This window comes from Streptomyces sp. NPDC050422 (genome assembly GCF_044458665.1).
Lineage (GTDB): Bacteria > Actinomycetota > Actinomycetes > Streptomycetales > Streptomycetaceae > Streptomyces.
On the sequence record NZ_JBITIE010000023.1, the window covers coordinates 64,902 to 90,390 of the forward strand.

Annotated in this window: 23 protein-coding genes and 1 riboswitch; of the genes, 11 read left to right on the plus strand and 12 right to left on the minus strand. The window is 72.9% G+C overall.

Features of this window, described 5'->3' with window-relative positions; genetic code table 11:
• Nucleotides 1–5: 5 nt before the first annotated feature.
• The 9 genes from cobI to ACIBJG_RS31680 all read right to left on the minus strand — a co-directional run bounded on the left by cobI (nt 6) and on the right by ACIBJG_RS31680 (nt 13,149).
• The gene (gene cobI / locus ACIBJG_RS31640) at nt 6–734 is read right to left on the minus strand and encodes a precorrin-2 C(20)-methyltransferase (protein WP_399312719.1); all 729 of its coding nucleotides are present in this window, start codon (nt 732–734) and stop codon (nt 6–8) included.
• Nucleotides 731–2,170 carry a cobyrinate a,c-diamide synthase gene (locus ACIBJG_RS31645; protein ID WP_399312721.1) on the minus strand — a complete coding sequence of 480 codons (1,440 nt, stop codon included), beginning with the start codon at nt 2,168–2,170 and terminating at the stop codon, nt 731–733. Before ACIBJG_RS31645 ends, cobI begins: the two co-directional genes overlap by 4 nt.
• A complete protein-coding gene (gene cobO, locus ACIBJG_RS31650; RefSeq protein WP_328893224.1) occupies nt 2,164–2,763 on the minus strand; it encodes a cob(I)yrinic acid a,c-diamide adenosyltransferase in 600 nt (199 codons plus the stop codon). The genes ACIBJG_RS31645 and cobO overlap by 7 nt, the downstream gene beginning before the upstream one ends.
• Entirely contained in the window at nt 2,763–4,793 is a 2,031-nt protein-coding gene (locus tag ACIBJG_RS31655) for a putative cobaltochelatase (protein WP_399312722.1), read from the minus strand. The genes cobO and ACIBJG_RS31655 overlap by 1 nt, the downstream gene beginning before the upstream one ends.
• A gap of 124 nt (nt 4,794–4,917) precedes the next feature.
• Nucleotides 4,918–8,583 carry a cobaltochelatase subunit CobN gene (gene cobN, locus ACIBJG_RS31660; RefSeq protein WP_399312835.1) on the minus strand — a complete coding sequence of 1,222 codons (3,666 nt, stop codon included), beginning with the start codon at nt 8,581–8,583 and terminating at the stop codon, nt 4,918–4,920.
• Nucleotides 8,584–8,603: 20 nt separating this feature from the next.
• Nucleotides 8,604–10,145: a cobyric acid synthase gene (locus ACIBJG_RS31665; protein WP_399312724.1), complete on the minus strand. Its 1,542-nt coding sequence runs from the start codon at nt 10,143–10,145 to the stop codon at nt 8,604–8,606.
• The gene (locus tag ACIBJG_RS31670; protein ID WP_399312725.1) at nt 10,142–11,170 is read right to left on the minus strand and encodes a cobalamin biosynthesis protein; all 1,029 of its coding nucleotides are present in this window, start codon (nt 11,168–11,170) and stop codon (nt 10,142–10,144) included. Before ACIBJG_RS31670 ends, ACIBJG_RS31665 begins: the two co-directional genes overlap by 4 nt.
• A gap of 134 nt (nt 11,171–11,304) precedes the next feature.
• Nucleotides 11,305–11,436: riboswitch (cobalamin riboswitch) on the minus strand.
• A gap of 161 nt (nt 11,437–11,597) precedes the next feature.
• Nucleotides 11,598–11,855 carry a hypothetical protein gene (locus ACIBJG_RS31675; RefSeq protein WP_399312727.1) on the minus strand — a complete coding sequence of 86 codons (258 nt, stop codon included), beginning with the start codon at nt 11,853–11,855 and terminating at the stop codon, nt 11,598–11,600.
• 25 nt (nt 11,856–11,880) lie between these two features.
• Nucleotides 11,881–13,149, minus strand: coding sequence for an anion permease (locus ACIBJG_RS31680; protein WP_399312728.1), 1,269 nt, complete (start codon nt 13,147–13,149; stop codon nt 11,881–11,883).
• Between the two features lie 236 nt (nt 13,150–13,385).
• Between ACIBJG_RS31680 and ACIBJG_RS31685 the strand changes: the two genes are divergently transcribed.
• The 3 genes from ACIBJG_RS31685 to ACIBJG_RS31695 all read left to right on the plus strand — a co-directional run bounded on the left by ACIBJG_RS31685 (nt 13,386) and on the right by ACIBJG_RS31695 (nt 16,825).
• Nucleotides 13,386–14,054, plus strand: coding sequence for a class II aldolase/adducin family protein (locus ACIBJG_RS31685; protein WP_399312730.1), 669 nt, complete (start codon nt 13,386–13,388; stop codon nt 14,052–14,054).
• Between the two features lie 147 nt (nt 14,055–14,201).
• Entirely contained in the window at nt 14,202–15,329 is a 1,128-nt protein-coding gene (locus ACIBJG_RS31690) for an alpha/beta hydrolase (protein ID WP_399312731.1), read from the plus strand.
• A 185-nt stretch (nt 15,330–15,514) separates the two neighbouring features.
• Nucleotides 15,515–16,825, plus strand: a complete 1,311-nt coding sequence (locus ACIBJG_RS31695) for a hypothetical protein (protein WP_399312837.1) — start codon at nt 15,515–15,517, stop codon at nt 16,823–16,825.
• Nucleotides 16,826–17,068: 243 nt separating this feature from the next.
• Here ACIBJG_RS31695 and ACIBJG_RS31700 read toward each other — a convergent pair whose 3' ends face one another.
• Nucleotides 17,069–17,479, minus strand: a complete 411-nt coding sequence (locus ACIBJG_RS31700) for a VOC family protein (protein WP_399312733.1) — start codon at nt 17,477–17,479, stop codon at nt 17,069–17,071.
• Between the two features lie 122 nt (nt 17,480–17,601).
• Nucleotides 17,602–18,492, minus strand: coding sequence for a neutral zinc metallopeptidase (locus tag ACIBJG_RS31705; RefSeq protein WP_399312734.1), 891 nt, complete (start codon nt 18,490–18,492; stop codon nt 17,602–17,604).
• A gap of 291 nt (nt 18,493–18,783) precedes the next feature.
• Here ACIBJG_RS31705 and ACIBJG_RS31710 point away from each other — a divergent pair, with 291 nt between their 5' ends.
• From ACIBJG_RS31710 to ACIBJG_RS31720, 3 genes are all read left to right on the plus strand, one after another.
• Nucleotides 18,784–20,382: an ABC-F family ATP-binding cassette domain-containing protein gene (locus ACIBJG_RS31710; RefSeq protein WP_399312736.1), complete on the plus strand. Its 1,599-nt coding sequence runs from the start codon at nt 18,784–18,786 to the stop codon at nt 20,380–20,382.
• 402 nt (nt 20,383–20,784) lie between these two features.
• Nucleotides 20,785–21,006 carry a helix-turn-helix domain-containing protein gene (locus tag ACIBJG_RS31715; protein ID WP_018518904.1) on the plus strand — a complete coding sequence of 74 codons (222 nt, stop codon included), beginning with the start codon at nt 20,785–20,787 and terminating at the stop codon, nt 21,004–21,006.
• 342 nt (nt 21,007–21,348) lie between these two features.
• Nucleotides 21,349–22,140, plus strand: coding sequence for an enoyl-CoA hydratase/isomerase family protein (locus tag ACIBJG_RS31720; RefSeq protein ID WP_399312738.1), 792 nt, complete (start codon nt 21,349–21,351; stop codon nt 22,138–22,140).
• Nucleotides 22,141–22,190: 50 nt separating this feature from the next.
• On the opposite strand, the gene ACIBJG_RS31725 is transcribed toward ACIBJG_RS31720, so the two are convergent.
• Entirely contained in the window at nt 22,191–22,925 is a 735-nt protein-coding gene (locus tag ACIBJG_RS31725; protein ID WP_399312740.1) for a hypothetical protein, read from the minus strand.
• 91 nt (nt 22,926–23,016) lie between these two features.
• On the opposite strand from ACIBJG_RS31725, the gene ACIBJG_RS31730 reads away from it, so the two are divergent.
• Genes ACIBJG_RS31730 through amaP form a run of 5 tightly spaced genes read left to right on the plus strand, consistent with a single transcriptional unit; the run spans nt 23,017 to nt 25,347 of the window.
• Entirely contained in the window at nt 23,017–23,514 is a 498-nt protein-coding gene (locus tag ACIBJG_RS31730; protein WP_399312742.1) for an Asp23/Gls24 family envelope stress response protein, read from the plus strand.
• 30 nt (nt 23,515–23,544) lie between these two features.
• Nucleotides 23,545–23,736, plus strand: a complete 192-nt coding sequence (locus ACIBJG_RS31735; protein WP_136330255.1) for a hypothetical protein — start codon at nt 23,545–23,547, stop codon at nt 23,734–23,736.
• Nucleotides 23,733–24,095 (plus strand): hypothetical protein, encoded by a 363-nt coding sequence (locus ACIBJG_RS31740; RefSeq protein ID WP_399312744.1) that lies wholly within the window; start codon nt 23,733–23,735, stop codon nt 24,093–24,095. The genes ACIBJG_RS31735 and ACIBJG_RS31740 overlap by 4 nt, the downstream gene beginning before the upstream one ends.
• The gene (locus ACIBJG_RS31745) at nt 24,092–24,763 is read left to right on the plus strand and encodes a DUF6286 domain-containing protein (protein ID WP_399312746.1); all 672 of its coding nucleotides are present in this window, start codon (nt 24,092–24,094) and stop codon (nt 24,761–24,763) included. Before ACIBJG_RS31740 ends, ACIBJG_RS31745 begins: the two co-directional genes overlap by 4 nt.
• On the plus strand, nt 24,760–25,347 hold the full coding sequence (gene amaP / locus ACIBJG_RS31750; RefSeq protein WP_399312748.1) for an alkaline shock response membrane anchor protein AmaP: 588 nt from the start codon (nt 24,760–24,762) through the stop codon (nt 25,345–25,347). The genes ACIBJG_RS31745 and amaP overlap by 4 nt, the downstream gene beginning before the upstream one ends.
• Nucleotides 25,348–25,489 lie beyond the last annotated feature (142 nt).

A 25,489-nucleotide genomic window follows, 5' to 3' on the forward strand; every position in this document is an offset into this window, starting at 1 on the left:
CCGCCTCACAGCTTGCCGCCCCGCCCGCCGTCGCGCGGGGCGGGAGCGATCAGCGTGGACAGGTACGGCAACGGGCCGTCGGCCAGCTCCGACGCCGGCCGGATCGACTCCTCCGGCAGCCCGAGCGCCGAACCCCACACCGCGTCCCCGGTCCGCCCCGTCTCGCGCAACGCCGTGGCGACCTCCTCGGCCAGCCGGCCGAACTTGTACGCGACGACCGTCCCGGGCCCCTCCAGCGCCTGCTTCAGCACGGCCGCCCCGGCGGTCACCGGAACCAGCGTCAACGGCTCGGTGCCCTCGGTCAGTACCGCGCCACTGCGCGCGGCCAGATCCTGCATGGCGGTGATCCCCGGCACGGTCACCACGGCCGTACCCGGCAGCAGCTCCCCGATGGTGTGCGCGAGATACGTGAACGTCGAGTACACGTTGGGGTCGCCGATGGTCGCGAACGCCACCGAACCATGTGTACGCAGCAACTCGGCGACCCTTGCCCCCGCCGCGTCCCACGCCGCCTCCCGGCGCGCCCGGTCCGTCCGCTCGTTGAGCGCGAACACGACCCGTACGACCTTCTCGGCCCCGACGTAGTGCAGCACGGTCGCCTCGGCACGCCCCCGCTCACCGGTGTCCATCACGGGCACCACGACAACGGCGGCCTCCCGCAGCGCGTTGACGCCCTTGACGGTCACCAGCTCCGGATCACCGGGCCCGACCCCGACCCCGACCAGTGTGTTCATCCCTTGCACCTCTCCACGAATCGGCGGGCCGTACCGGGCACAGAAGCCCAGTGCGTATGCAGATAACTCGCGTGCACGCCCTGCTGCACGAACCCCTCCACGCGCCGCTCCGGCTGGTGCATGCCCCAGGCCGGTACGTCCCCGGCCCCGGGCTCCAGCACGGTGCGGTGGAACTCGTGCCCACGCATCCGCGTCCCCGTGGCCGCCAGCACGCTGTCGGAGACCGCCACCGCGTCCCGGTACCCGAGCGTCAGCCGCTCCGACATCCGCGCCTCGGCGTCCAGCACCCCGCACATCGGCAGCCCGTCCAGGGACCGCGCCAGGTACAGCAGCCCCGCACACTCGGCGGCCACCGGGGCCCCGGAGGCCACCAGCTCCGCAACGGCCCTGCGCAACGGCTCGTTGGCCGACAGCTCGGGGCCGTACACCTCGGGAAACCCGCCACCGATGACGAGCCCGCCTGTCCCGTCGGGCAGCGCCTCGTCCCGCAGGGGATCGAACGGCACGACAGTGGCCCCGGCGGCGGCGAGCAGCTCGCTGTGCTCGGCATAGGAGAAGGTGAACGCGGGCCCGGAAGCGACGGCGACAACAGGAGCCCCGAATTCCAGCCCCTCCGGCGTTTGAGGAGCGGGGGTCCGGGGGCGGAGCCCCCGGCTACGGGAAGGGGCGGGGAGGGGAACAGGCCCGCCGCAGGCGCCCACAGCCTCAGCCGCGCTCCACGCACCCGCACCCGGCACGGGAGGCGTGGCCCGTGCCAAGCCCATCAGCGCCTCCAGATCACACCCACCCCGTACCTGAGCAGCCATCGCCGCGACAGCGGCCACCGCCTCGCCCCGCCGCTCGGCCACCGGCACCAGCCCCAGATGCCGCGACGGAACCTCCGCCCGCGCGGCCCGCCGCAACACCCCCAGCACCGGCACCCCGGACTCGTCCAGGGCCTCGCGCAACAGCGCCTCGTGCCGGTCCGAGCCGACCTTGTTCAGGATCACCCCGCCGATCCGCACCTGCGTGTCCCACGAAGCGAAGCCGTGCACCAGCGCGGCCACGGACCGCGCCTGCGACGACGCGTCCACGACCAGCACCACCGGCGCCCGCAACAACTTCGCCACCTGAGCGGTGGACGCGAGCTCCCCCTGCCCCGACGCCCCGTCGTACAGCCCCATCACGCCCTCGACGACCGCCAGGTCGCACCCCTGCGCACCGTGCGCGAACAGCGGAGCGATCAGCTCCGGCCCGCACATGTACGCGTCGAGATTGCGCCCCGGCCGCCCGGTGGCCAGGGTGTGGTAGCCAGGATCGATGTAGTCCGGGCCCACCTTGTGCCCGGACACGGCGAGTCCCCGCCCGGCGAACGCTGCCATCAGACCCGTCGCGACGGTGGTCTTGCCGCTGCCGGACGACGGCGCGGCGATGACCAGGCGCGGCACGTTCACCACTCGATGCCCCTCTGGCCCTTCTGCCCGGCGTCCATCGGGTGCTTGACCTTCGACATGTCGGTCACCAGATCGGCCGCCTCCACCAGCGCGGCGGGCGCGTTGCGCCCGGTGATCACCACATGCTGGCTGCCCGGCCGCCGGCGCAGCACCTCGACCACCTCATCGGTGTCGACCCATCCCCAGTGCATCGGGTAGGCGAACTCGTCGAGTACGTACAGCCGGTACGTCTCGGCCGCCAGATCGCGCTTGACCTGCTCCCAGCCCTCGCGGGCCGCCGCCTCGTTGTCGAGCTGCTGGTCGCGCTGGACCCAGGACCAGCCCTCGCCCATCTTGTGCCAGGCGACGGACCCGCCCTCGCCGCTCGCGCCGAGGACCTTCAGCGCGTTCTCCTCGCCGACCTTCCACTTCGCCGACTTCACGAACTGGAAGACCCCGATGGGCCAGCCCTGATTCCAGGCGCGCAGGGCGAGCCCGAAGGCCGCCGTCGACTTCCCCTTGCCGATGCCGGTGTGCACCACCAGCAGCGGCCGGTTGCGGCGCTGGCGGGTGGTGAGTCCGTCGTCCGGCACGCTGACCGGCTGTCCCTGCGGCATTACGCGGCCCTCCTGCTGTAGCCCTGAACGTCCTTGACCAGTCCGGCGATCGAGTCGGCCCGCAGCTCGTCGAGCGTGACGGCGGTGCCGCCCAGCTCGCCCGCGAGACTCGCCGCGAGTCCGAGGCGCACCGGCCCCGACTCGCAGTCCACGACGACGGACGCCGTGCCCTCGACCTCATGCAGCCGTGCGGCCCGCGCAGCCAGTGCCACGGGCTCCGGCCCCCCGGTCGCCCGCCCGTCGGTCACCACGACGAGCAACGGCCGCCGCGAGGGATCGCGCAGCCGCTCCACCCGCAGCACGTCATGGGCCTTCAGCAGCCCGGCGGCCACCGGGGTGCGGCCACCGGTCGGCAGCATCTCGAGCCGCGCGGCGGCTGCGTCCACCGACGACGTCGGCGGCAGCACCACCTCGGCGTCCTTGCCCCGGAAGGTGATCAGCCCGACCTTGTCGCGTCGCTGGTAGGCATCCATCAGCAGGGACAGCACCGCACCCTTCACCGCGGTCATCCGCTGCCGGGCGGCCATCGACCCGGACGCGTCCACGACGAACAGCACGAGATTCCCCTCGCGCCCCTCGCGCACCGCCTGCCGCAGATCGTCCCGCCGCACCACCAGACCCCGGCCCGACCGGCCCCGCGCCCGCTGATGCGGGGCGGCGGCCTGCACGGTGGCGGCCAGGTGCAGCTTGGTCAGCGCGCCCCGCGGCCGCCGCGCTCCGGTCGTGCGCCCGTGCTCGGTACGCGCCCGGGACCGCCGCCCCGCAGCGCCCTCGCCCAGACCGGGCACGCTCAGCACCTTCGTACGGAACGGCTCACCGGCCCGTACGGGCTGCTGCTCGCGGCCGCCCGAGGACTGCCCCTGCGCGGGCTCCTGTTCCTTCTCCCCGCCCTGCTCGGGCACGGACTGCGCGGGCGTGTCGTCGGCCCCGCTCTCGGGCTGCGGCGGCGTGTCGGGCCCGTCGCCCCGAGGCGGCCGGCCGCCGCCGTCGGGGCCGTCCGGGTCCGGATCGTCGTCCTCGGAGCTGTTCTGCTCCAGCGTGTCGTCGAGCTTGTCCTCGTCGAGCCCCGGCGCGTCGAAGGGGTTGCGCCGGCGCCGGTGGGGGAGCGCGAGCAGGGCCGCCTGCCGGACGTCCTCGGCGAGCACGTCCGTACGCCCCGCCCAGGCGGCGAGCGCCGTGGCGGTCCGGGCCATCACGATGTCGGCCCGCATCCCGTCGACCTCGAAGGCGGCACAGGTCGCGGCGATCTGCCGCAACGCGCCATCACCGAGCCGCACGTGCGGCAGGAGCGCACGCGCACCGACGATCCTGGCCCGCAACGCACCTTCCTCGTCGGCCCACCGGGCGGCGAAGGCGGCCGGATCGTCGTCGTACGCGAGCCGCCGCCGCACCACCTCGACCCGCAGATCGGTCTCACGGGAGGCGGCGACCTCGACGGTCAGCCCGAACCGGTCGAGGAGCTGGGGCCTGAGCTCCCCTTCCTCGGGGTTCATCGTCCCGACGAGGAGGAAGCGGGCCGCATGCCGTACGGAGACGCCTTCGCGCTCCACGTACGAAGCACCCATGGCCGCGGCGTCCAGCAGCAGGTCCACGAGGTGGTCGTGGAGGAGGTTGACCTCGTCGACGTACAGGATCCCGCGATGCGCGTCGGCGAGCAGCCCCGGCTCGAAGGCCTTCACGCCCTCGGCGAGCGCCCGCTCGATGTCGAGCGCCCCGACGAGCCGGTCCTCGGAGGCGCCGACGGGCAGCTCCACGGTCCGCGCGGCCCGTGACACGCCGGACCCGGTCTCGTGGGGCCCGTCGGGACACGCCGGATCGGGGGAGTCGGGGGCGCAGGAGAACCGGCACCCGGGGACGACGGACACCTCCGGCATGAGCGCGGCCAGCGCACGCACGGCGGTGGACTTGGCGGTGCCCTTCTCGCCGCGCACGAGGACGCCACCCACGGCAGGGCTCACGGCGTTGAGAAGCAGCCCGAGCCGGAGATCGTCCTGCCCGACGATGGCGGTGAAGGGATAAGGCGTACTCACAGGACCTCCTTGGGGGAACATTCCAGCCCCTCCGGCGTTTGAGGAGCGGGGGTCCGGGGGCGGAGCCCCCGGTTACGGGAAGGGGCGGGGCAGGGGAGAACGCCCGCCGCAGGCGCCACGCGACTCACGCGTCCCCCTCCAGATCGCCCTCGAGCTCCAGATACGTCGCCCGCAACCGCTCCAGCGTCTCCGCGTCCGGCTCCGCCCACAGCCCCCGCTCGGCCGCCTCCAGCAACCGCTCCGAGATCCCGCGCAGCGCCCAGGGGTTGGACTTCTTCATGAAGTCCCGGTTGGTCTCGTCAAACACGTACTCCGCCGACAACTTCTCGTACATCCAGTCGTCGACGACCCCCGCCGTGGCGTCGTACCCGAACAGGTAGTCCACGGTCGCGGCCATCTCGAAGGCGCCCTTGTACCCGTGCCGCCGCATGGCCGCCATCCACCGGGGGTTCACCACCCGCGCCCGGAAGACCCGGTGCGTCTCCTCGCCCAGCGTCCGGGTCTTCACCTGGTCCGGCGTCGCGGAATCCCCCACGTACGCCTCGGGCGACTCACCGGTCAGGTGCCGCACCATCGCCACCATGCCGCCGTGGTACTGGAAGTAGTCGTCGGCGTCGACCAGGTCGTGTTCCCTGGTGTCCACGTTCTTCGCCGCCACCGCGATCCGCCGGAACGCCGTCTCCATGTCCCCGCGCGCCGCCCGCCCCTCGAGCCCGCGCCCGTACGCGTAACCGCCCCAGACCGCGTACACCTCGGCCAGGTCCGCGTCCGACCGCCAGTTGCGGGCGTCGATCAGCGGCAGCAGCCCCGCGCCGTACGCCCCCGGCTTCGAGCCGAAGATGCGTGCCGTGGCCCGGCGGCGGTCACCGTGCTCCGCCGTGTCCTCGTCGGCGTGCGCCCGTACGTAGTTGGCGTCGGCCGGCTCGTCCAGCTCCGCCACCGCGCGCACCGCGTCGTCGATCAGGCCCACCACGTGCGGGAACGCGTCCCGGAAGAAGCCCGAGATCCGGACCGTCACGTCGATGCGCGGCCGGCCCAGCTCGCTCACCGGCACCACCTCGAAGCCGGTGACCCGGCGCGAGGCGTCGTCCCACACCGGGCGGCAGCCGAGCAGTGCCAGGATCTCCGCGATGTCGTCGCCCTGGGTGCGCATGGCGGAGGTGCCCCACACGGTCAGGCCGACCGACTTCGGGTAGTCGCCCGTGTCGGCGAGGTACCGGGCGATCAGCGAGTCGGCGAGCGACTGGCCGACCTCCCACGACAGGCGGGACGGAATCGCCTTCGGGTCGACGGAGTAGAAGTTGCGGCCTGTCGGCAGCACGTTGACGAGGCCGCGTGTGGGCGACCCCGAGGGGCCCGCCGGGACGAAGCCGCCGTTCAGGGCGAGGAGGATGTGATCGATCTCGTCGGTCGTCCGTGCCAGCCGGGGCACGACCTCCTCGCAGGCGAAGCCCAGGACGGCGACGGCGTCCGGGAGTTCGAAGCCCAGCACCTCCCGTGCCAGGCCGGCCACCGCCGTGAGGTCCCAGCCGCGCGCCTCCATGCCCTCCGCGAGGCGGCGGCACAGCTGCTCCAGCAGGTCGATCGCGTCCGCGCCCGTCCTGGCCGGGCCGTCCACCAGTTCGCTCAGCTCGGCGGGCACCTTCACCGCGGCACCCGGCTCGCCCAGCAACTCCTTCTCGCTGAGCCCGAAGTGCTCGGCGATCGCCGCCCGCAGGCCCGGCAGCGCGTTCGCCGTGCCGCCCCACACCTGGGAGGCGCGCAGCACCGCGAGGACGAGGTTGACCCGGGCCTCGTCGACGGGGCCGCCCCCCAGGATGTGCAGACCGTCGCGGATCTGGACGTCCTTGATCTCGCAGAGGTAGCCGTCGATGTGCATGACGAACGAGTCGAAGGCGTCGTCGCCCGGCTGCTCGTCGACGTGCAGGTCGTGGTGCAGCTCCGCGGCCTTGACCAGCGTCCAGATCTGCGCCCGCACCGTGGGCGCCTTCGTCGGGTCCAGGTCGCTGACCAGCGCGTACTCGTCGAGCAACTGCTCAAGCTTCGCCAGGTCGCCGTACGTGTCGGCGCGCGCCATCGGAGGGACCAGGTGGTCCACCACAGTGGCGTGGCCGCGGCGCTTGGCCTGGGTGCCCTCGCCCGGGTCGTTGACGATGAACGGGTAGATCAGCGGCAGTTCGCCGAGCACCGCGTCCGGGCCGCAGCCGGCGGACAGGCCGAGCCCCTTGCCGGGCAGCCACTCCATCGTGCCGTGCTTGCCCATGTGGACGACGGCGTCCGCGCCGAAGCCCCCCTCCGATGCGGCGGCTTCCAGCCAGCGGTACGTCGCCAGGTAGTGGTGCGAGGGCGGCATGTCCGGGTCGTGGTAGATCGCGATCGGGTTCTCGCCGAATCCGCGCGGCGGCTGGATCAGCACCACCACGTTCCCGAACTGCAGGGACGCCAGGACGATGTCGTCGCCATCCAGGTACAGCTGGCCCGGCGGCTCGCCCCAGTGCTCCAGCATCGAGTCCCGCATCGCCGGGTCCAGCTTGGCGAACCACTGCCGGTAGTCGGCCAGCGGCACCCGCGCGGGGGCGGCCGCGAGCTGCTCCTCGGTCAGCCACTCCACGTCGTGGCCACCGGCGTTGATGAGGCGGTGGATGAGCTCGTCGCCGTTGTCGGGGTGCGCGTCGACCCCGTAGCCGGCGTCACGCAGGGCGTCCAGGACGCGGACGGCGGAGGCGGGCGTGTCCAGGCCGACCGCGTTGCCGACGCGGGAGTGCTTGGTCGGGTAGGCGGTGAAGACCAGGGCGAGCCTCTTCTCGGCGTTGGTCTTGTGCTTGAGGACGGCGTGACGCACCGCGATCCCGGCGACGCGGGCCGCGCGCTCGGGATCGGCGCGGTACACCGGCACCCCGTCCGGGCCCTGCTCCTTGAAGGAGAACGGCACCGTGATCAGTCGGCCGTCGAACTCCGGGATGGCGACCTGCATCGCCGCGTCCATGGGGGAGAGCGCGGCGTCCGACGCGTCCCACGCGGCCCGCGAGGACGTCAGACACAGCCCCTGCAGCACCGGCACGTTCAGGTCGGCGAGGGCGCCGATGTCCCAGGCCTCGTCGTCGCCCCCGGCGGAGGCGTCCGACGCACGGGTGCCGCCGGCCGCGAGGACCGTGGCGACCAGGGCGTCGGCCCGGCCGAGGAGCTCGTACAGCCCGGCGTCCGCGCCGCGCAGCGAACCGCAGTACACGGGAAGGGCGTTGGCGCCGCGTGCCTCGACGGCGTCGCACAGCACGTCGACGAACGAGGTGTTGCCGGAGAGGTGGTGCGCCCGGTAGAAGAGCACGCCGACGGTCGGGCGGCCCTCGGTGAACGTACGGCTGCCGTGCAGGCCCCACTCGGGCATCTTCTGCGGTTCGGCGAAGCCGTGCCCGGTCAGCAGGACGGTGTCGGAGAGGAAACGGGCCAGTTCGACGAGGTTCCCCGGGCCACCCTCCACCAGGTAGCGCAGCGCCTCGGCGACGACGCCCGCCGGTACGGACGACTCGGCCATCAGCTCCGCGTCGGGGACGGTCTCACCGCCGAGCAGCACGGTCGGGATGCCCGACGCCCTGAGCGCCGCGAGCCCGTCCTCCCAGGCGCGCTTGCCGCCCAGCAGGCGGACCACGGCGACGGAGCAGCCCTCGATCAGTGCGGGCAGTTCGTCCTGGACGTCGATACGGGTCGGGTTGCCGATCCTGTACGGCGCGCCCGAGGCGCGCGCGGCGAGGAGGTCGGTGTCGGCGGTCGACAACAGCAGCACGGTGCTCATGGGGGCGGTCAGTGGCGCGTTCATGCGCGTGCTCCAGGTGCTCCGGGGGCGATGAAGGGAAGTCCTGCCGGTGCGCCCGACTCGATGAGTCGCCACAGCGCATCGGTGTCCGCGTGTTCTTCGATCAGGTCGCCGAGGCGGTCGAGCTGTTCCTCCCGCAGCCCGGCGAAGCAGGTGTCGGGGGCGGGCACGAAACGGCGGCCGGCGGCGTGCGAGACCTCGGTCAGGAAGCGGCGCCGGAAAGCGTCGCTCTCCAGCGAGCCGTGCCAGTGGGTGCCCCATACGGCGCCGGCCCGGCAGCCGTCGAGACGCTGCCCGCTGCCGTCGGTGAGGAACGGCTCGCCGCCGTGCACGTCCGCGACGCCGTGGTGGATCTCGTACCCCTCGACCGGGGCGCCGAGCGCCTCGCCGACCGGCCGGGCGAGGGTCTTCTCGCGGTCGAACCGGATGCGTACGGGCAGCAGCCCGAGCCCGTCGACCGTCCCGGCGCGCGACTCCACGTCGTCCTCGATCTGCTCGCCGAGGATCTGGTAACCGCCGCAGATGCCGAGCACCGGACGGCCCTCGGCGGCGCGCCGCAGCAGCGCGTCGGCGAGCCCGCGCTCGCGCAGCCAGGCGAGCGCCTTCACGGTGCCGCGGGTGCCGGGCACGATGACGAGGTCGGCGTCGTGCAGTTCTTCGGGACGGTCCACGAACCGCACCACGACGCCCGGTTCGGCGGCCAGGGCGTCCACGTCGGTGAAGTTGGACATCAGTGGCACCGCGCACACGGCGATGCGCAGGATGTCCTCGCCGTGCGGCGGGGCGAGCACCGACTCCCGTACGGTGCCGCGCAGCGAGACCCGCAGACCGTCCTCCTCGTCGATGCCGAGGCCGTGCGCGAACGGCAGCACCCCGTACGTCGGACGTCCCGTCAGGTCGCGCAGCATGTCCAGGCCGGGCTCCAGCAGCGAGACGTCGCCGCGGAACTTGTTGACCAGGTAGCCGGCGATCAGTGCCTGGTCCTCGGCCGAGAGCAGCGCCGTCGTACCGAAGAACGAGGCGAAGACCCCGCCGCGGTCGATGTCGCCGACGACCACCACCGGGAAGCTTGCCGCCCGTGCGATGCCCATGTTCACGATGTCCGTGCGCCGCAGATTGATCTCGGCCGGGCTGCCCGCCCCCTCGCAGATCACTGCGTCATACGTGCCCCGAAGCTGCTCCAGGCAGTCCACGACGGTGGACAGGAGCGACTCCTGGCGTCCGCCGTGGTAGCCGCGGGCGCTCATCTCGCCGACCGGACGCCCCATCAGGACGACCTGGCTGGAGCGGTCGCTGCCGGGCTTGAGCAGCACCGGGTTCATCAGGGCGGTCGGCTCCACCCGGGCGGCCTGGGCCTGCATGGCCTGGGCGCGGCCGATCTCCGCGCCCTCGCGGGTGACGAAGGAGTTGAGCGACATGTTCTGCGCCTTGAACGGCGCGACCTTCACGCCCCGGCGCACCAGCCAGCGGCAGATGCCCGCGGTGACGACGCTCTTGCCCGCGTCCGAGGTGGTCCCGGCGACCAGCAGTCCGCCGCTCATGTCGGTCTCCGTCCAGAGAGTCGGGGTGCTGCGGTACGAGGGGGTGCCGTACGGAGTGCTGAGGTGCGGGGGCCGGCGATCCGCCGGGCCGCGAGCCCCGCGCCCAGCCGGGCCGCCACGCTCACGCCGAGGGCGAGCGCGCTGACCCTGCGCGACAGCCGTACGGCGCGCTCGATGTCCGCGGGCTCCACCGCACGGCCCGTCTCCCCGTTGAGCACGGGACGGTGCTCGACCCGGCCGCCGTAGGCGAGCGTCCCGCCGAGCCGTACGCCGAGCGCACCGGCGAACGAGGCTTCCACCGGGCCCGCGTTGGGGCTCGGGTGCTTGGCCGCGTCGACCCGCCAGGCCCGGACCGCGCCCTGCGGGTCTCCTCCTGCCGCGACGGCGAGGAGGGCCGTCAGCCGGGCGCCCGGCCAGCCCGCGAGGTCGTCGAGACGGGCCGAGGCCCAGCCGTAACGCCGGTAGCGGGGCGACTTGTGGCCGACCATCGCGTCGAGCGTGTTGGCGGCCCGGAACCCGACGAGTCCGGGGACGCCGCCCAGCGCACCCCACACCAGGGCGCCGACCACGGCGTCCGAGGTGTTCTCGGCGACGGACTCCACGACGGCGCGGGCGATCTGCGGACCGTCCAGGGACTGCGGGTCACGGCCGCACAGATGCGGCAGCCGCTCCCGGGCCAGGTCGAGATCGCCCGCGGTCAGGGCGTCGCCGATCGACCGGGCCTCGCGGCCCAGCGACGTACCGCCGACGACGGACCAGGTGGCGGCGGCGGTCAGGGCGACGGACGCGGCGGGGTGGCGGCGCAGCGCACGGGCAGCCAGTGCGGCACCCCCGGCGGCGCCTCCGGCGCAGACCAGGGTGTGCAGTGCGCCCCACCCGCGGTGGTCGCGCCACAGACGGCGTTCGACGCCTGCCGCGGCCCGCCCGAAGGCGGCGACCGGGTGCCCCCTGCGGGGGTCACCGAGCAGCAGATCGCCGATCAGACCGGCCGTGGCGCCGTACGCGAAGACGCGATCGGCACGCACGGTTCAGCCGGCCGTTGCGCCTCGAAGGACCTGGGGACCTGGGATGGGTTGCACAGGGACGGACGCACGGCAGCCGGGCATGGCGATATGTCCTCACTCAGGGTCCGCGCCCTGGTTCGACGTGACGGCGACGAGAGTCTCCTGGCTTCCGGATCCGCAGTTCCCCCGGCCTTCCAGTCCGCTTGCGTGGACCGTGACTTCCGTGGTGGGGGACTGCTCCCCGGTGACAGTGGCGGGACCGCGCCGGATTCGCACCGGCTTCCTCTGCTGTCGCCGTAATGGCTCCGGCAGTCCACCACGCCCCGCGAACACCCGTCAACTCGCCGTTGACCTGCGACGGTGCAGTGTGCTGAGACGCACATCGGGCCGGTACGCACACGAGGTGCGTCCGGCCCGATGCGGATGAGCGGGAAGGGGGTGGTGGGGCTCAGGCGACGATCAGATAGATGCCGTAGGCCACGGCCGCGGCGCACAGTCCGAAACAGACGTACGCGCCGGCGCGGACCAGCAGGAGCGAACCGCCCGCCGAGCCACCTGCCGAACCGCTCGCCGATCCGCCCTGCGTGGCCGGTTCCTGCTGCTTGGAGAGGCCGACGATGCCGAGGGTGAAGAGGCCCACGAGCGCGACGGTGGCGACGAGGGAGACGCCGAAGACGGTGCCGAGGGCTGCCCAGTCGATGTTCATGTGGATCTGTCCTTACCGGAGGCTCTTAGACCGTGGCGGGTCGGGCCGGGTCGGTGACCGGTCCGGCGGGGGCCGGGATGGTGGCCGTGAGTTCGTGGGTCTGGGCAGCCGTGGTGGGCGGCGGGCTGACGGCCGCGATGGCGGTGGTGACGACGCCCGCGGGCTCGGCGTCCGCGTCCTGGCCGCCCGGGGCGACGTCCCCGTGCCCGACGGGCTTGCGGCGGGACAGCACCCAGATCGCACCGGAGCCCGCGATCAGCAGCGCCGCGACGACCACGACACCCCAGGTGCCCTGCTTGGTGAGGAACTCGGCGCCCGCTCCGACCAGACCTGCGGCCGGCAGGGTCAGGCCCCAGGCGACGAACATGCGGGTGGCGGTGGACCAGCGGACCACGCCCCCCTTGCGGCCGAGGCCCGCACCCATGACGGCACCGGAGCACGACTGAGTGGTGGAGAGGGAGAAGCCGAGGTGCGAGGAGGCCAGGATGACGGTGGCCGCACTGGTCTGGGCGGCGAAGCCCTGCGGCGGCTTCAGCTCGGTCAGGCCGCTGCCCATGGTGCGGATGATGCGCCAGCCGCCCAGGTAGGTACCGAGTGCGATGGCGAGACCGGCGCACACGATGACCCAGACCGGCGGGTTGGAGCCGGGGGAGAGGACGCCGCCGGTGACCAGGGCGAGCGTGATGATGCCCATGGTCTTCTGTGCGTCGTTGGTGCCGTGCGCGAGCGACACGAGCCCGGCCGAGGCGATCTGGCCGGCGCGGTAACCCTTCGCGGTGGCCTTCTCCTGGGCGCCGCCCGTGACCTTCCCGCCGATGCGGTACGTCAGCTTGGTGGCCAGCAGTGCGGCGATTCCGGCGACGACCGGTGCGGCGATCGCGGGGAGCAGCACCTTGGTGACGACGGTGCCGCCGTCGACCGACGACCAGCCCGCCGACATCACCGCGGCGCCGATCAGGCCGCCGAACAGTGCGTGGGAGGAGCTGGACGGCAGGCCGACCAGCCAGGTCAGGAGATTCCACAGGATGGCGCCGACGAGCGCCGCGAAGATGACCTCGGTTCTGAGCCCGTCTTCGTTGACGATCCCGCCGGAGATCGTCTTGGCGACCTCCACCGACAGGAACGCGCCTACGAGGTTGAGAACGGCGGACATGGCCACCGCTGTCTTGGGTTTGAGTGCGCCGGTCGAGATGGTGGTGGCCATCGCGTTGGCGGTGTCGTGGAAACCGTTCGTGAAATCGAACACTAGAGCTGTCACGATCACAATCGCGAGCAGCAGCGTGATGTGTTCCATTTACCCAGGCAATCGTTCGACGGCAGTGGCATGTGGACCGTAGGCAATCCGGGTGAACGGAAGATGAACTGAGCAGGGCGCTGCGGTGACCCCAACCGGAGTGCCGTCGCCCTTTTCGTCCGCCGGGTGGCGGCGGGATTCCGGTACGGGCCGGTGTGGGCCCGGAATCCGGGGTTCGGGCCGGCCTCCGTGGGAGGGGTGGCGGTGGGCCGCTCATCCGTTGAAAGGATCTTCGTATGAGCAGTGAGTGGCGGGAATCGATCGAACGGGCCTGGGACGCGGTCGTCGCCACCGCCCGCAGGACGGCCACCGAAGGACTGGTCGTGGGGACCTCGGGCAACGTGTCGGCGCGGGTCGGCGGGACCGTGCTGGTCACCCCGAGCGGAGTGCCGTACGACCGGCTCCGCCCACAGGACCTGACCGGCGTCGATCTGGAGGGCAACCAGGTCCTCGGCACCATGGCCCCCACCAGCGAACTCCCGCTCCATCTCGCGGTGTACCGGAACACCGACGCGGCCGCCGTCGTACACACCCACGCGGTGCACGCCACAGCCGTCTCCACCCTGGTGGCCGAGGTGCCGTCGGTCCACTACGCCGCGGCGATGCTGGGCGGCCCCGTCCGGGTCGCCGCCTATGCCCGCTACGGCACGGACGAACTGGCCGGAAACATGCTCACGGCCCTGCGCGACCGCACCGGCTGTCTGCTGGGCAACCACGGCACGGTCACCTACGGGGCCGGCCTCGACGAGGCGTACGACCGCACCGCCCAGCTCGAATGGCTCTGCCGCCTCTGGCTCACCGCGAGCTCCGTACCCGGCCGTACCCCGGCCCTGCTCACGCCGGAGCAGCTGAGCGACGTCGGGGAAGCGCTGAAGGGGTACGGGCAGCCGGGCCGGGACCGGTGAGGGCGGCGGCCGGGACCGGTGCGGGAGGCGGCCGAAACCGGTGAGGGCCGGTGAGGCGGCCGGCCCCACGCCCTGCGCGACCTGGCCGGCTCACCGGACGGCCCCCGCCCGCTGGCCCTGCGTGGCCGGGGCCATGACACTGAAGCCGTGCGCCCCGCTACAGCAACGGCAGCTGCCGTCACCACCATCCTGGGCGTCGGCGCGGCAGCGGTCGCGGCCGGCCGGTACGCCAGTGACGTCGCCCTCAAGGCGCCGTCCGGACGACCGCTCCCCGCCGACCGCAGACTGACCGTGCATGCGACGGCCGCCGGGCAGGTCACCCTGACCCGGTCGTTCACCTCGCTCCGGCCAGGCACCTACGGGCTGGTGGGCGACGACGTCCACGCCGTCGTGGGGCCGGTGATCGACCAGGCCCACCAGGCCGCCGACACCGTCGTCCGCCGGCTGGAACGCGTGAACCGCGGCATTCTGCGCCCCGGCGCCAAGGTCCGCATCACACCGGAAGTCCACAGCGGCGACCCCGCCACGGCCCTCGGTCTCGACTTCCGCGAGGTGGAGATCCCCGGCGAACTCGGCGGGCTGCCCGCCTGGTTCGTGCCGGGCCCCCGGGACACCTGGGTGATCACCGCGCACGGCCTCGGCACCACCCGGGAACACCCGCTCAACGTGACGGGCTTCCTGCACGGGCAGCAGCTGCCGGTGCTCGACCTCGCCTATCGCGGCGACCCCGGAGCCCCCCGCTCCCCGGACGGGCTCGCCCACCTCGGCGAGTCCGAGTGGCGGGACCTGGACGCGGCCATCCGCTTCGCCGTGCGCTACGGCGCCGAACAGGTCGTCCTGCACGGCTGGTCCACCGGCGCCTCGATGGCCCTGTACGCCTGCGTCAACTCCGCGCTGCGGGACCGGATCCGCGGTCTGGTCCTCGACTCGCCTGTGCTGGACTGGCCGGCCACCCTGCGCGCCCTGGCCGCCGCCCGCGGCGTCCCCTCCGCTCTGCTGCCCCTCGCCGTCCGCGCCGCCCAGGGGCAGACCGGACTCCATGGGGCCCGGCTCCTGGACACCTCGCTTCCCGCGACCCTGCACGTCCCGACGCTGATCTTCCACGGCCCCGACGACACCCTGGCTCCCTGGCAGCCGTCCAGGGAGCTCGCCGCCCGCCGCCCCGACCTGGTCGCCCTGCACGCTGTGCCGCACGCTCCGCATGCGGCGATGTGGAACGCCGACCCGGCCCGCTACGAAGAGACGCTGCGCCGCTTCCTCACGCCCCTGATGTGAGGTGATGTGCCGCTTCGGCCGGTTGGTCCCGGCCGGTGCGGTCCGGCCCCGACACCGGTGATCCGGGTTCCGTTTGGGCTTTCGGGCCGTCAGAGGCAAGACTGCTCCCCGTGACGTCCCGTACCCCGCGCGACTCCAGGCTGCGACTTGTCCGCCCGCGACCCCTCGCCACCGCTCGCAAGGCCGTGACCGCCCGGCGCACCAGGCCGGCGCCCCGCCCGCCCGAGGGCACTCCGCCCCGGGCGGAACTGGCCCGCCAGGCCAGGAGCGCTCTCGCCGACGCCGTACGGATCGCCCGCTGGGCGGCCGACGGTGCGAGCCCCGGCACGCCTCCACTGGCCGCCCAGGCCCTGGAACGGGCCGCCGCGGCGCTGGAATTGTCCCCGGCCCAGGTCCGCTCCGGCTGGGACCGGGCCCGGCTCGCCGGACTCGTGGAACTGCACGGCGAGACCGCCCGGCCCGGCTGGCGGCTGCGCGCCTGGGACCGCGACGACTCCGCCGTGCTCCGCGGCTGGGTGGCGCTGTTCGACGCCTGGTCACTCGTCCACCCCGCACCCCACGACATCGAGTCCACCGCGGTCGCCGAGGCCGTCGAGGCCGTGCCGCAGGTGCTCTCCCTCCTCCAGCTCTCGGCGGGCCCGGTCACGGTGCCTGCACTCCTGGACCTGCTCGGCCAGCGCGTGGCGGAACTGCACGAGGAGCGCTGCGAGGTGCCGTACGGGCCCCAGCCGCTGCCCGCCCCCGCCGCACCGGCGCCCACCGCCCACCCCGCCGCCCTGGTCGCCCTCCTGCTGGACTGGGCCCTGGAGGGGCTGGCCGCAGTCGGCGCGCTCACCCTCGGCGCCGGTACCGCCACCCTGACCCCGCTCGGCAACTGGGCGGTCTGGGTCAAGCTGGAGCAGATCTGCGTCGCCGCCCAGAGCCCGGCCGGGAACATCGAGCAGTCCGCCGCCGACATGCTGCTCGGCTGCGCCCGCCTCACCCCCGGACCGGCCCGCGCCGAATACCGCGCCTGGCTGGCCGCCCGCCCCGTCGGCAGCGCCGTCGCCGAACTTCTCGGCGTCGCCCGCGGTGAGGACGCCCTGCTGCGCGGACTGGCCTTCGAGGCGCTCCGGGTCGTCGGCGCACCGGCCGAGCCCGAGGTGCGCTCCGTCGTCGCCGACCCGTCGCTGCGCCCGTACGCGCTGCTCTGGCTCGCGGAGTACGACGGGACCGACCCCGAGGACGCCCAGGAGGTCCTCAGTCGCGAGGAGGCCACGTGGCTCTGGGTCGACACGGCGGCGGCCGTCGCCGATCACGGCGAGACCGGCCTGCTGGTCCGCCACCTCGACTCGGCCGTGCAGGGCACCGTCCCGGCGCTGCTGGACGAGGTACGGGCCGTCGGCCACCCGCGCACCGTCCAGGTCCTCGTCGCCCTGGCCGCCGCGCACCCCGACCCCGCGCTCGCCAAGGCGGTCCGCAAGGCGGCGTTCCAGGTACACACGGGCGGCGCCTGAACCGGGGGCTCCGCCTCTGAACCCTCGCCGCCGAACCCTCCGCGCCCGAAACCCCCGCGCCCGAAACCTCGCCTCTCAATCGAGGGTCCGGAGGGGCTTGATCTTCCCCCGCCGCCGCACATCCGCGGCAGCGGGAGGACTCTCGGCCCTGCCGGCGTTCGAGGCGCGGGGCCCCGGGGCAGCGCCCCGGTTTCGGGAAGGGGCGGGTAGGGGAACAGGCCCCGCCGCAGGCGCCGCGCCCCCTCAGCCCGACCCCGGTGCGTACGTCCCGAAGCTCCACACATTGCCCTCCGCGTCGCGCGCCATGTAGTCCCGCGAGCCGTAGTCCTGGTCGGTCGGCGGCATGAGGATCTCCACCCCGTGCTCCACGGCCCGCGCATGGTGGGCGTCGACCTCGTCGACCACCACATAGACGCCGGCCGGTCCCGCTCCCCGCATCGCCTTGGCGAAGATGCCCTCGCGGCCCTTGGAGCCCAGCATCACCCTGCCGTTCCCGCAGGACAGCTCCGCGTGCATCACCGTGCCGTCCTCGCCCTCGTACACCGCTTCCGCGGTGAAGCCCAGGCCTTCGGTCAGCGTCTTGATCGCGGCCTTCGCGTCGTCGTACAGAATCGTCGGATAGACCGTCGGAACGCCCGCTGTTGCGTCTGCCATCGTGCTCAGTCCCTTCTTGCGCCGTACCGGGCCCCCGCAGCCCGTCTGTGATCTGCGTCCCAGTCTTCCACCGGGCGCTGACAATGCCCTGCGCGGCGCCGGTTCGGCGCCGCTCGCACAGGTCAGCGGAAGGTGTCGCAGTCGGCCATGTCGCCACCGCGGAACCCGGTGGTGAACCACTGCTGGCGCTGCGCTGCCGAGCCGTGCGTCCAGGACTCCGGGGTCACCCGGTCCTGGAACTTCTCCTGGATCCGGTCGTCCCCGACCGAGGCCGCCGCGTCGAGCCCGTCCCGGATGTCGGCCCGGGTGAGCTCGGTGATCAGCGGGCGGCCGGTCGACTCGTCGGGCGTGGTCGTCGCGTGGTGCGCCCAGACCCCGGCGTAGCAGTCCGCCTGGAGCTCCACCTTCACCGCGTTGCTGTTCTCGCCGGTCCGGCCGTCCTGTGAGCGCGCCAGCGTCCCCATCTGGTTCTGCACATGGTGTCCGTACTCGTGCGCGACGACGTACGCCTCGGCGAACGGCCCGCCGCTCGACCCGAACGTGGTCCGCAGCTCGTCGAAGAAGCCCAGGTCCAGGTAGACCTGCCGGTCACCGGGGCAGTAGAAGGGCCCGACGGCCGAGGCCGCCGACCCGCAGGCGGTGTCGACCCGGTCGGTGAACAGGACCGTACGGGCGCTCCCGTACGTGGCGTCGCGCCGCTGGAACTCCTGGCCCCAGTAGTCCTGCACGCTGTTGACCACCGCGACCGTCCGGCAATCGTCCTTGGTGTTGGCGTCCCGGCCGGTCCGGCAGTTCTGGCCGACCTGCGCCGCCGACGAGGCGGTCGCGGTCGTGCCCGAGTCGCCGGAGGAGAGTCCGAGCTGGTCGGGGCCGACCCCGAAGAGCAGCCCCAGGATCAGCGCGATGACGCCCGCGATTCCGCCGCCCACGGTGGCTCTGCCGCCCGGGATGCGGCTGCCGCGCGTGTCGCGGACCTCCGACGTGTCCAGATCGGCGTCGTCGTCGAACTGCATCGCACCACCCTCTGCTCCGCTCGCGGCTGCCGCACAGCCATGCGCCGAGTATCAGATAATTCACACCGCAATGCCCGTTTATGCTCACGTGGGGGGAGTGGGCCGGGCGCGGTGGGCGGGTTTTCGGCACCTGTGGCGGGAGTGGGCCGGAGCAGGCGGAAAAGTGGTTGGACACCGCCAGTAGACTGGTTCTCATGGCAATTCTCCTTGTGCGTGTGCGTGAGTAACGGCGTCGAGTCGTGAATCGCTAGTCGTTCCTCCGCCGTCCATACCGCTCTGGAGTTTTTCCCCGTGATCACCGCTTCCGGCATCGAGCTGCGCGCCGGCGCCCGCATGCTCATCGAATCCGCCTCCTTCCGCATCGCCAAGGGCGACCGCATCGGCCTCGTCGGCCGCAACGGGGCGGGCAAGACCACCCTCACCAAGTGCCTCGCGGGCGAGGGCACCCCCGCCGGCGGCACCATCACCCGCTCCGGCGAGGTCGGCTACCTCCCGCAGGACCCGCGCACCGGCGACCTCGACGTACTCGCCCGGGACCGCGTCCTCTCGGCCCGCGGCCTCGACGAGATCCTGCGCAAGATGCGGGAGAACGAGGAGCGGATGGCGAACGGCAAGGGCGCCACCCGCGAGAAGGCGATGAAGAAGTACGAGCGCCTGGAGACGGAGTTCCTCACCAAGGGCGGATACGCGGCCGAGGCCGAGGCGGCCACCATCGCTGCGGCCCTCAGCCTGCCCGACCGGGTGCTCGGCCAGCCGCTCCACACGCTCTCCGGCGGTCAGCGCCGCCGTGTCGAGCTGGCCCGGATCCTCTTCTCGGACGCGGACACCCTGCTCCTCGACGAGCCGACGAACCACCTCGACGCGGACTCGATCGTCTGGCTGCGCGACTACCTCAAGAGCTACCGCGGCGGCTTCATCGTGATCTCCCACGATGTCGAGCTCGTCGAGACGGTCGTCAACAAGGTGTTCTACCTCGACGCCAACCGCTCGCAGATCGACGTCTACAACATGGGCTGGAAGCTCTACCAGCAGCAGCGCGAGGCCGACGAGAAGCGCCGCAAGCGCGAGCGGCAGAACGCCGAGAAGAAGGCCGCGACCCTCAACGCCCAGGCCGACAAGATGCGCGCCAAGGCCACCAAGACGGTGGCCGCGCAGAACATGGCCAAGCGCGCCGACCGGCTGCTCTCCGGCTTGGAGGCCGTCCGGGTCTCCGACAAGGTCGCCAAGCTGCGCTTCCCCGACCCCTCGCCGTGCGGCAAGACCCCGCTGATGGCGGAGGGCCTCTCCAAGTCCTACGGCTCGCTCGAGATCTTCACCGACGTCGACCTCGCCATCGACAAGGGCTCCCGGGTCGTCATCCTCGGCCTCAACGGCGCGGGCAAGACCACGCTGCTGCGCCTCCTCGGCGGCGCGGAGAAGCCGGACACCGGCGACATCATCGAGGGCCACGGACTCAAGCTCGGCTACTACGCCCAGGAGCACGAGACCCTCGACCCGGACCGCTCCGTCCTGGAGAACATGCGGTCCGCCGCGCCGGACCTCGACCTCGTCGCCGTCCGCAAGACACTCGGCTCGTTCCTCTTCTCCGGGGACGACGTGGACAAGCCCGCCGGAGTGCTCTCCGGCGGTGAGAAGACCCGGCTCGCCCTGGCGACGCTGGTGGTCTCCTCCGCCAACGTGCTGCTGCTCGACGAGCCCACCAACAACCTCGACCCCGCCAGCCGTGAGGAGATCCTCGGCGCGCTGCGCACGTACAAGGGCGCGGTCGTCCTCGTCACGCACGACGAGGGCGCCGTCGAGGCGCTCCAGCCCGAGCGCATCATCCTGCTGCCCGATGGCGTCGAGGACCTGTGGGGTGCGGACTACCGGGACCTGGTCTCGCTGGCCTGACCCGGTCCGGCCGTGTGCCGGGGCCCGTCCCCGGTCGCCGGCCGTTGCGACGGGGCCGGATTCCGGCCACCGCGGCCCGCTGATCCACTCGCACTGGATCATTCGGCCTACGCGTGATCCATCATCTGTGTGAGGGCGTCTCGTACCTCGGCGCGGCACCCGGCAGATACCTGCCGGGTGCACGCATGAGAGGCCTCGATCCCGGTGCGGCCCTGACCTGGCCGTTCCTCCGGCCTTCTCCCCCCGTTGCCCCCGTAACCCTGCGGAATGCGTGATTCCGATCGTGTCGGCGCCTTCCCGGGGTGCCGATCCGCTTGCACGGACCTTGCCGAATGGGTGGCCAGGACGGCCCCGAGGGGTGATCATGAGAGTCCAGAGCGCACTTCCCACGAGGAGGCACGGGTGGCCGAGACTCTGAAGAAGGGCAGCCGGGTAACCGGCGCCGCGCGCGACAAGCTCGCGGCAGACCTGAAGAAGAAGTACGACTCCGGTGCGAGCATCCGGGCGTTGGCCGAAGAAACCGGCCGCTCCTACGGATTCGTCCACCGGATGCTCAGTGAGTCCGGAGTGACGCTGCGAGGACGCGGCGGCGCGACACGAGGCAAGAAGGCCGCGACGGCCTAGGTCGTGTTTGAGAAGTCCCGTCTGTCTCGCGTGGTCCGGCACGCACGCTCGCCGCGTTGCCGAACTGCCCTAGTAGCTCCGCTACGAGGGCACCCCGGCGCCTTGCGATCGCATGCACCGGACCACGCGAGACCCGCCCTCCGGGCGGCCGACGCTACTTCTAGAACACTCCCTAGAGCCTTACGCCGTCCGCGGGTCGGGGCAGGTCGCAGGGCCTGTCCCGGGGCTCACCGGTTTCGGTGGTGGCCACCCGGTCGATCGTGCGGTCGATCGGGTGGTTACTGTTCAGTCACTTAGCTCTGTGCTGACTGTACTGACTGCACCCCGATCCGGAGGCGCTCCATGACCTCGCTCGACACTGTGCTCGACAAGGACGGCGTACGACTCACCGTCGACGACGCGGTTGCCACGGTGACCCTCACCAATCCGGCCAAGCGCAACGCTCAGTCCCCCGCTCTGTGGCGGGCGTTGACAGAGGCCGGACGGGCCCTGCCCGGCAGTGTGCGGGTCGTCGTGCTGCGCGGCGAAGGTGTGTCCTTCTCCGCCGGTCTCGACCGCCAGGCGTTCACCCCCGAGGGGTTCGACGGTGAGCCGTCGTTCCTCGACATGGGGCGGGGCCCGGAGGCCGAGCTCGACGCGGTCATCGCCGAGTACCAGGAGGCGTTCACCTGGTGGCGCCGCAACGACATCGTGTCGATCGCGGCTGTCCAGGGGCATGCCATCGGCGCAGGCTTCCAGCTCGCCCTCGCCTGCGATCTGCGGATCGTTGCCGAGGACGTGCAGTTCGCCATGCGCGAGACCAGCCTCGGGCTGGTCCCCGACCTCACCGGCACGCACCCCCTGGTGCACCTGGTGGGGTACGCACGCGCGCTCGAAATCTGCGCCACCGGCCGCTTCGTGCACGCCGACGAGGCGGAGCGCACTGGGCTGGCCAACCTCGTGGTGCCCGCCGCGGAGCTCGAAGGAGCCGCCCGCGACCTGGCCGGCGCCCTCATAGCCGCCCCGCGCGACGCCGTCATCGAGACGAAGGCTCTGCTCGGCGGCGCCGTCTCCCGTACGTACGAGGAGCAGCGCGCCGCCGAGCGCGCCGCGCAGGGCCGTCGGCTGCGTGACCTCTCGGGCACGGCCGACTGACCTCCCCGGTCCACGGGCCCCCGGCGCACCGCTCGGGGCCCGGAACCGCCTCAGCCGGCCGACGGGACCTGCGCCCCCGGACCCTGCGCCCCCGGCCCTTCCGTCACCGCAGTGACCAGTACCGCGACCGGCGGATGCCCGTCCACCGCCCGGGTCACCGCCACCCGCACCGCGCGTGCCACGTCCAGCGCCCGGTGGCCGCCGTCCGTCGCCAGCTCGACCCGTACATGGTCCGCCCCCGTGTGCACGGGCGGGCCCAGTACCCGCGTCAGCGTCGCGACCCCCGTCACCCCAGCGGCCGCACGGGCCGCCGCGCTCTCCGGCTCGGCCGGGCGCGGCGGCTCGGGGGGCGGTTCGGCACCTTCCGGCGCGGTGTCCAGCAACGCCGTCACCTCGAGGTCCACCTCGGTGACCACCAGCCCGAGCCGCTGGGTGGCGGCTGCCAGCAGGGCCGCACGCAACGCCGCGGCGGCGGCCGGCAGCGGCTGGTGCGCCGTCGCGGCCATGGTGGCCTCGATCCGCAGCGGCCCCGGCGGCAGGGCGCTCGGGGGCGGCGGCACCTGCGGGACGGGCGAGGCCTCCGCGTCGGCCACGGCGATCCGCAGTTCCAGGAGCACCGGCCCCGGACCGCCCACAGCCCGGCGCAGCACGGCCGCCGCGGCCCGTTCCGAGATCCAGGCACCGTCCGCCGGACCGCCCAGCGGGAGCAGCCGGCCCAGACCGAGCCGTTGCCGAACCGCGGCCGTCCATCCTTGGGCCCTCTGGGAGCCGTCAGCCGTCGTCATTGCTCCACCCTGCCGCATCCACCACGCGAGACCGGGCAAGCGCACTTAATGTGAGCGAGGAAGTCCAACTTGCCTGAAGGGAAGAACGGCGATGACCGAGACCCCACAGCGGAACCGGCCCGAGAACCCCGACAAGGACTCGACGGGCGGCGACAGCAGGAGCAGCAGCTCGCTGACCAAGCGCGGCGGGGGAGACCCCGCCACCCGCGGCCGTACGACGATCGCGGACGGTGTGGTCGAGAAGATCGCCGGGATGGCGGCACGCGACGTGGTCGGCGTGCACGCGATGGGCAGTGGACTCTCGCGGACGTTCGGCGCAGTGCGCGACCGCGTCCCCGGTGGTTCCAAGTCCGTTACCCGCGGGGTGAAGGCCGAGGTCGGCGAGTCCCAGACGGCCCTCGACCTGGAGATCGTCGTCGACTACGGCGTGTCGATCGCCGATGTCGCCCGTGATGTACGGGAGAACGTTGTCGCGGCCGTCGAGCGGATGACGGGACTCGAAGTCGTCGAGGTCAACATCGCGGTCAGCGATGTGAAGCTGCCCGACGAGGACGACGACGACGACCAGCCCGAGCCACGTCTCCAGTAGACCTCCCGTCAAGGCAGTTGAGGAGCGCAGATGAGCATGGCTGTGGTCGGCATGGTGGCCGGCATGGCGCTCGGGTTCGCCGGGTACTTCGGCGGGTTCGGAGCCTTCCTGCTGGTGGCCGCCCTGGGGGCGATCGGCTTCATCGCCGGTCGCTTCCTCGACGGTGACCTGGAGCCCGGCGACTTCTTCCGGAGTCGCGATCGCGGCGACCGACGGCGGTGACGGCGTTGTCGGGGGCGGGCGACCGGGTCGCCGCCGCGGAGCGCGGGGAGACCCGGATCGCCGACCGGGTCGTCGCGAAGATCGCCGCGCAGGCGGCGAAGGAGGCGGTCGACGAGCCCGCGAAGGACGCCGCGTCGCCGCGCGCCACCGTCACGGTGCACCGTGACTCCGCCCGCGTACGGGTGACTCTGGAGCTCGGATATCCCAGCGACATCGGGCGCCAGTGCGGCGCGGTGCGTCGCCGGGTCGCGATGCGGGTAGAGGCGTTGGCAGGGATGGAGGTGCCCGAAGTGGCCGTACAGGTCGAGCGCCTGCACCCCTCAGGAGCGAGCCTCGCGGCGCAGGGGAGGATCCGATGACCGAGCCCCGGAACCCGGAGAACAGCGCGAAGCACACGGTGGAGCACGGGGACGTGCTCGCGCTCGATCAGTCGGCGTCGTCCGCGGCGTACGACCCGGCCCCGGCCAAGGAACGGAGCGAGGGCGGAGGGGGCCGGTTCTGGTCCGCCCGCCGCATCCCCGCGGGCATCACCGCCCTGGTGATCCTGGGCGCTGCCGGGCTGCTCCTCTACGACGTGGCGGCGGTCCGCGCCGACCACCCGGCGATGCAGTGGCGCCGCTCGCTGGCCGACGAACTGGCCGAGCGCCGGCTGGACGACGTCTGGGTGCTGACGGGCGCCTCGATCGCGGTGGCGGCCGGCCTGTGGCTGCTCGTCCTCGCGCTCACGCCCGGACTGCGCGATCTGCTGCCGATGCGCCAGGGCCGGCCGGGCGTACGGGCGGCCCTGGACCGGACCGCTGCGGCCATGGTCCTGCGCGACCGTGCCGTGGAGGTCTCCGGTGTGCAGTCGGTCCGGGTCCGCATGGGCCGGAGCAAGGTGGGGGTGCGGGCCGTCTCGCACTTCCGTGAACTCGACGACGTGCGGGCCGATCTGGACACCGCGCTCTCCACCGGCATCAGGGAACTCGGACTGGCCAGGCAACCGAGCCTGTCCGTCCATGTCCGCCGTCCGGCGAAGAAGGGGTGAGCGGCGTGATCGGGACCGTCAACCGGGTACTGCTCGGCTTGGCCGGACTGGTGCTGGTCTGCGTGGGCGGCGGGGTGCTGGCCGCGGCGCTCGGCCTCTCCGTGCCGTCCTGGTGGCCCTGGTACGGCAAGCACGACGTACTGCTCAGCGACGCGGACCGGAACCGCTGGCGCTCCGAGGGCTGGTGGTGGCCGGTCGTGATCGCGGTCCTCGCGGTCCTGGTGGTGCTCGCCCTGTGGTGGCTGCTCGCCCAGCTGCGCCGCGCACGCCTCTCCGAAGTGCTCGTGGACAGCGGCGACGGCGAGGGTGCGCTGCTGCGCGGCCGTGCCCTGGAAGGCGTGCTCGCGGACGAGGCGGGCGCCCTGGACGGAGTGGCCCGCGCCCAGGTCGTCCTGACCGGCAAGCGCAGCGCGCCGCAGGCCAGGATCCGGATGCTGATGGAGCCGCACGCCGCCCCCGACGAGGCACTGGGGCAGCTCACCGACGAGGCGCTGGCCCATGCCCGGGACTCGGCGGGGCTGGCACAGCTGCCCGCCGAGGTGCGGCTGAAGGCGGTCAAGCACCGGGCGGAACGGGTGAGCTGACGGGCGGTACGGAACGGGCCGGGGGGGGGGGGGGCGCCGCGGGCGGCCCCCCCCCCCCCCCCGGGGGGGGGCCCGCCGCCCCCCCCCCCCCGCGCGGCCCCCCCCCCCCCCCCCCCCCGCATCACCCCAGCGAACTAGCCGC

Excerpts from the sequence above, each read along its gene's own strand:
- ACIBJG_RS31705 (WP_399312734.1), bottom strand. The coding sequence starts at position 18,492 with ATGCAGTTCGACGACGACGCCGATCTGGACACGTCGGAGGTCCGCGAC.
- cobN (WP_399312835.1), bottom strand. The coding sequence starts at position 8,583 with ATGAGCACCGTGCTGCTGTTGTCGACCGCCGACACCGACCTCCTCGCC.
- ACIBJG_RS31730 (WP_399312742.1), top strand. The coding sequence starts at position 23,017 with ATGACCGAGACCCCACAGCGGAACCGGCCCGAGAACCCCGACAAGGAC.
- ACIBJG_RS31675 (WP_399312727.1), bottom strand. The coding sequence starts at position 11,855 with ATGAACATCGACTGGGCAGCCCTCGGCACCGTCTTCGGCGTCTCCCTC.
- ACIBJG_RS31735 (WP_136330255.1), top strand. The coding sequence starts at position 23,545 with ATGAGCATGGCTGTGGTCGGCATGGTGGCCGGCATGGCGCTCGGGTTC.
- cobO (WP_328893224.1), bottom strand. The coding sequence starts at position 2,763 with ATGCCGCAGGGACAGCCGGTCAGCGTGCCGGACGACGGACTCACCACC.
- ACIBJG_RS31745 (WP_399312746.1), top strand. The coding sequence starts at position 24,092 with ATGACCGAGCCCCGGAACCCGGAGAACAGCGCGAAGCACACGGTGGAG.
- ACIBJG_RS31700 (WP_399312733.1), bottom strand. The coding sequence starts at position 17,479 with ATGGCAGACGCAACAGCGGGCGTTCCGACGGTCTATCCGACGATTCTG.
- ACIBJG_RS31665 (WP_399312724.1), bottom strand. The coding sequence starts at position 10,145 with ATGAGCGGCGGACTGCTGGTCGCCGGGACCACCTCGGACGCGGGCAAG.
- ACIBJG_RS31685 (WP_399312730.1), top strand. The coding sequence starts at position 13,386 with ATGAGCAGTGAGTGGCGGGAATCGATCGAACGGGCCTGGGACGCGGTC.
- ACIBJG_RS31720 (WP_399312738.1), top strand. The coding sequence starts at position 21,349 with ATGACCTCGCTCGACACTGTGCTCGACAAGGACGGCGTACGACTCACC.
- ACIBJG_RS31680 (WP_399312728.1), bottom strand. The coding sequence starts at position 13,149 with ATGGAACACATCACGCTGCTGCTCGCGATTGTGATCGTGACAGCTCTA.
- cobI (WP_399312719.1), bottom strand. The coding sequence starts at position 734 with ATGAACACACTGGTCGGGGTCGGGGTCGGGCCCGGTGATCCGGAGCTG.
- ACIBJG_RS31725 (WP_399312740.1), bottom strand. The coding sequence starts at position 22,925 with ATGACGACGGCTGACGGCTCCCAGAGGGCCCAAGGATGGACGGCCGCG.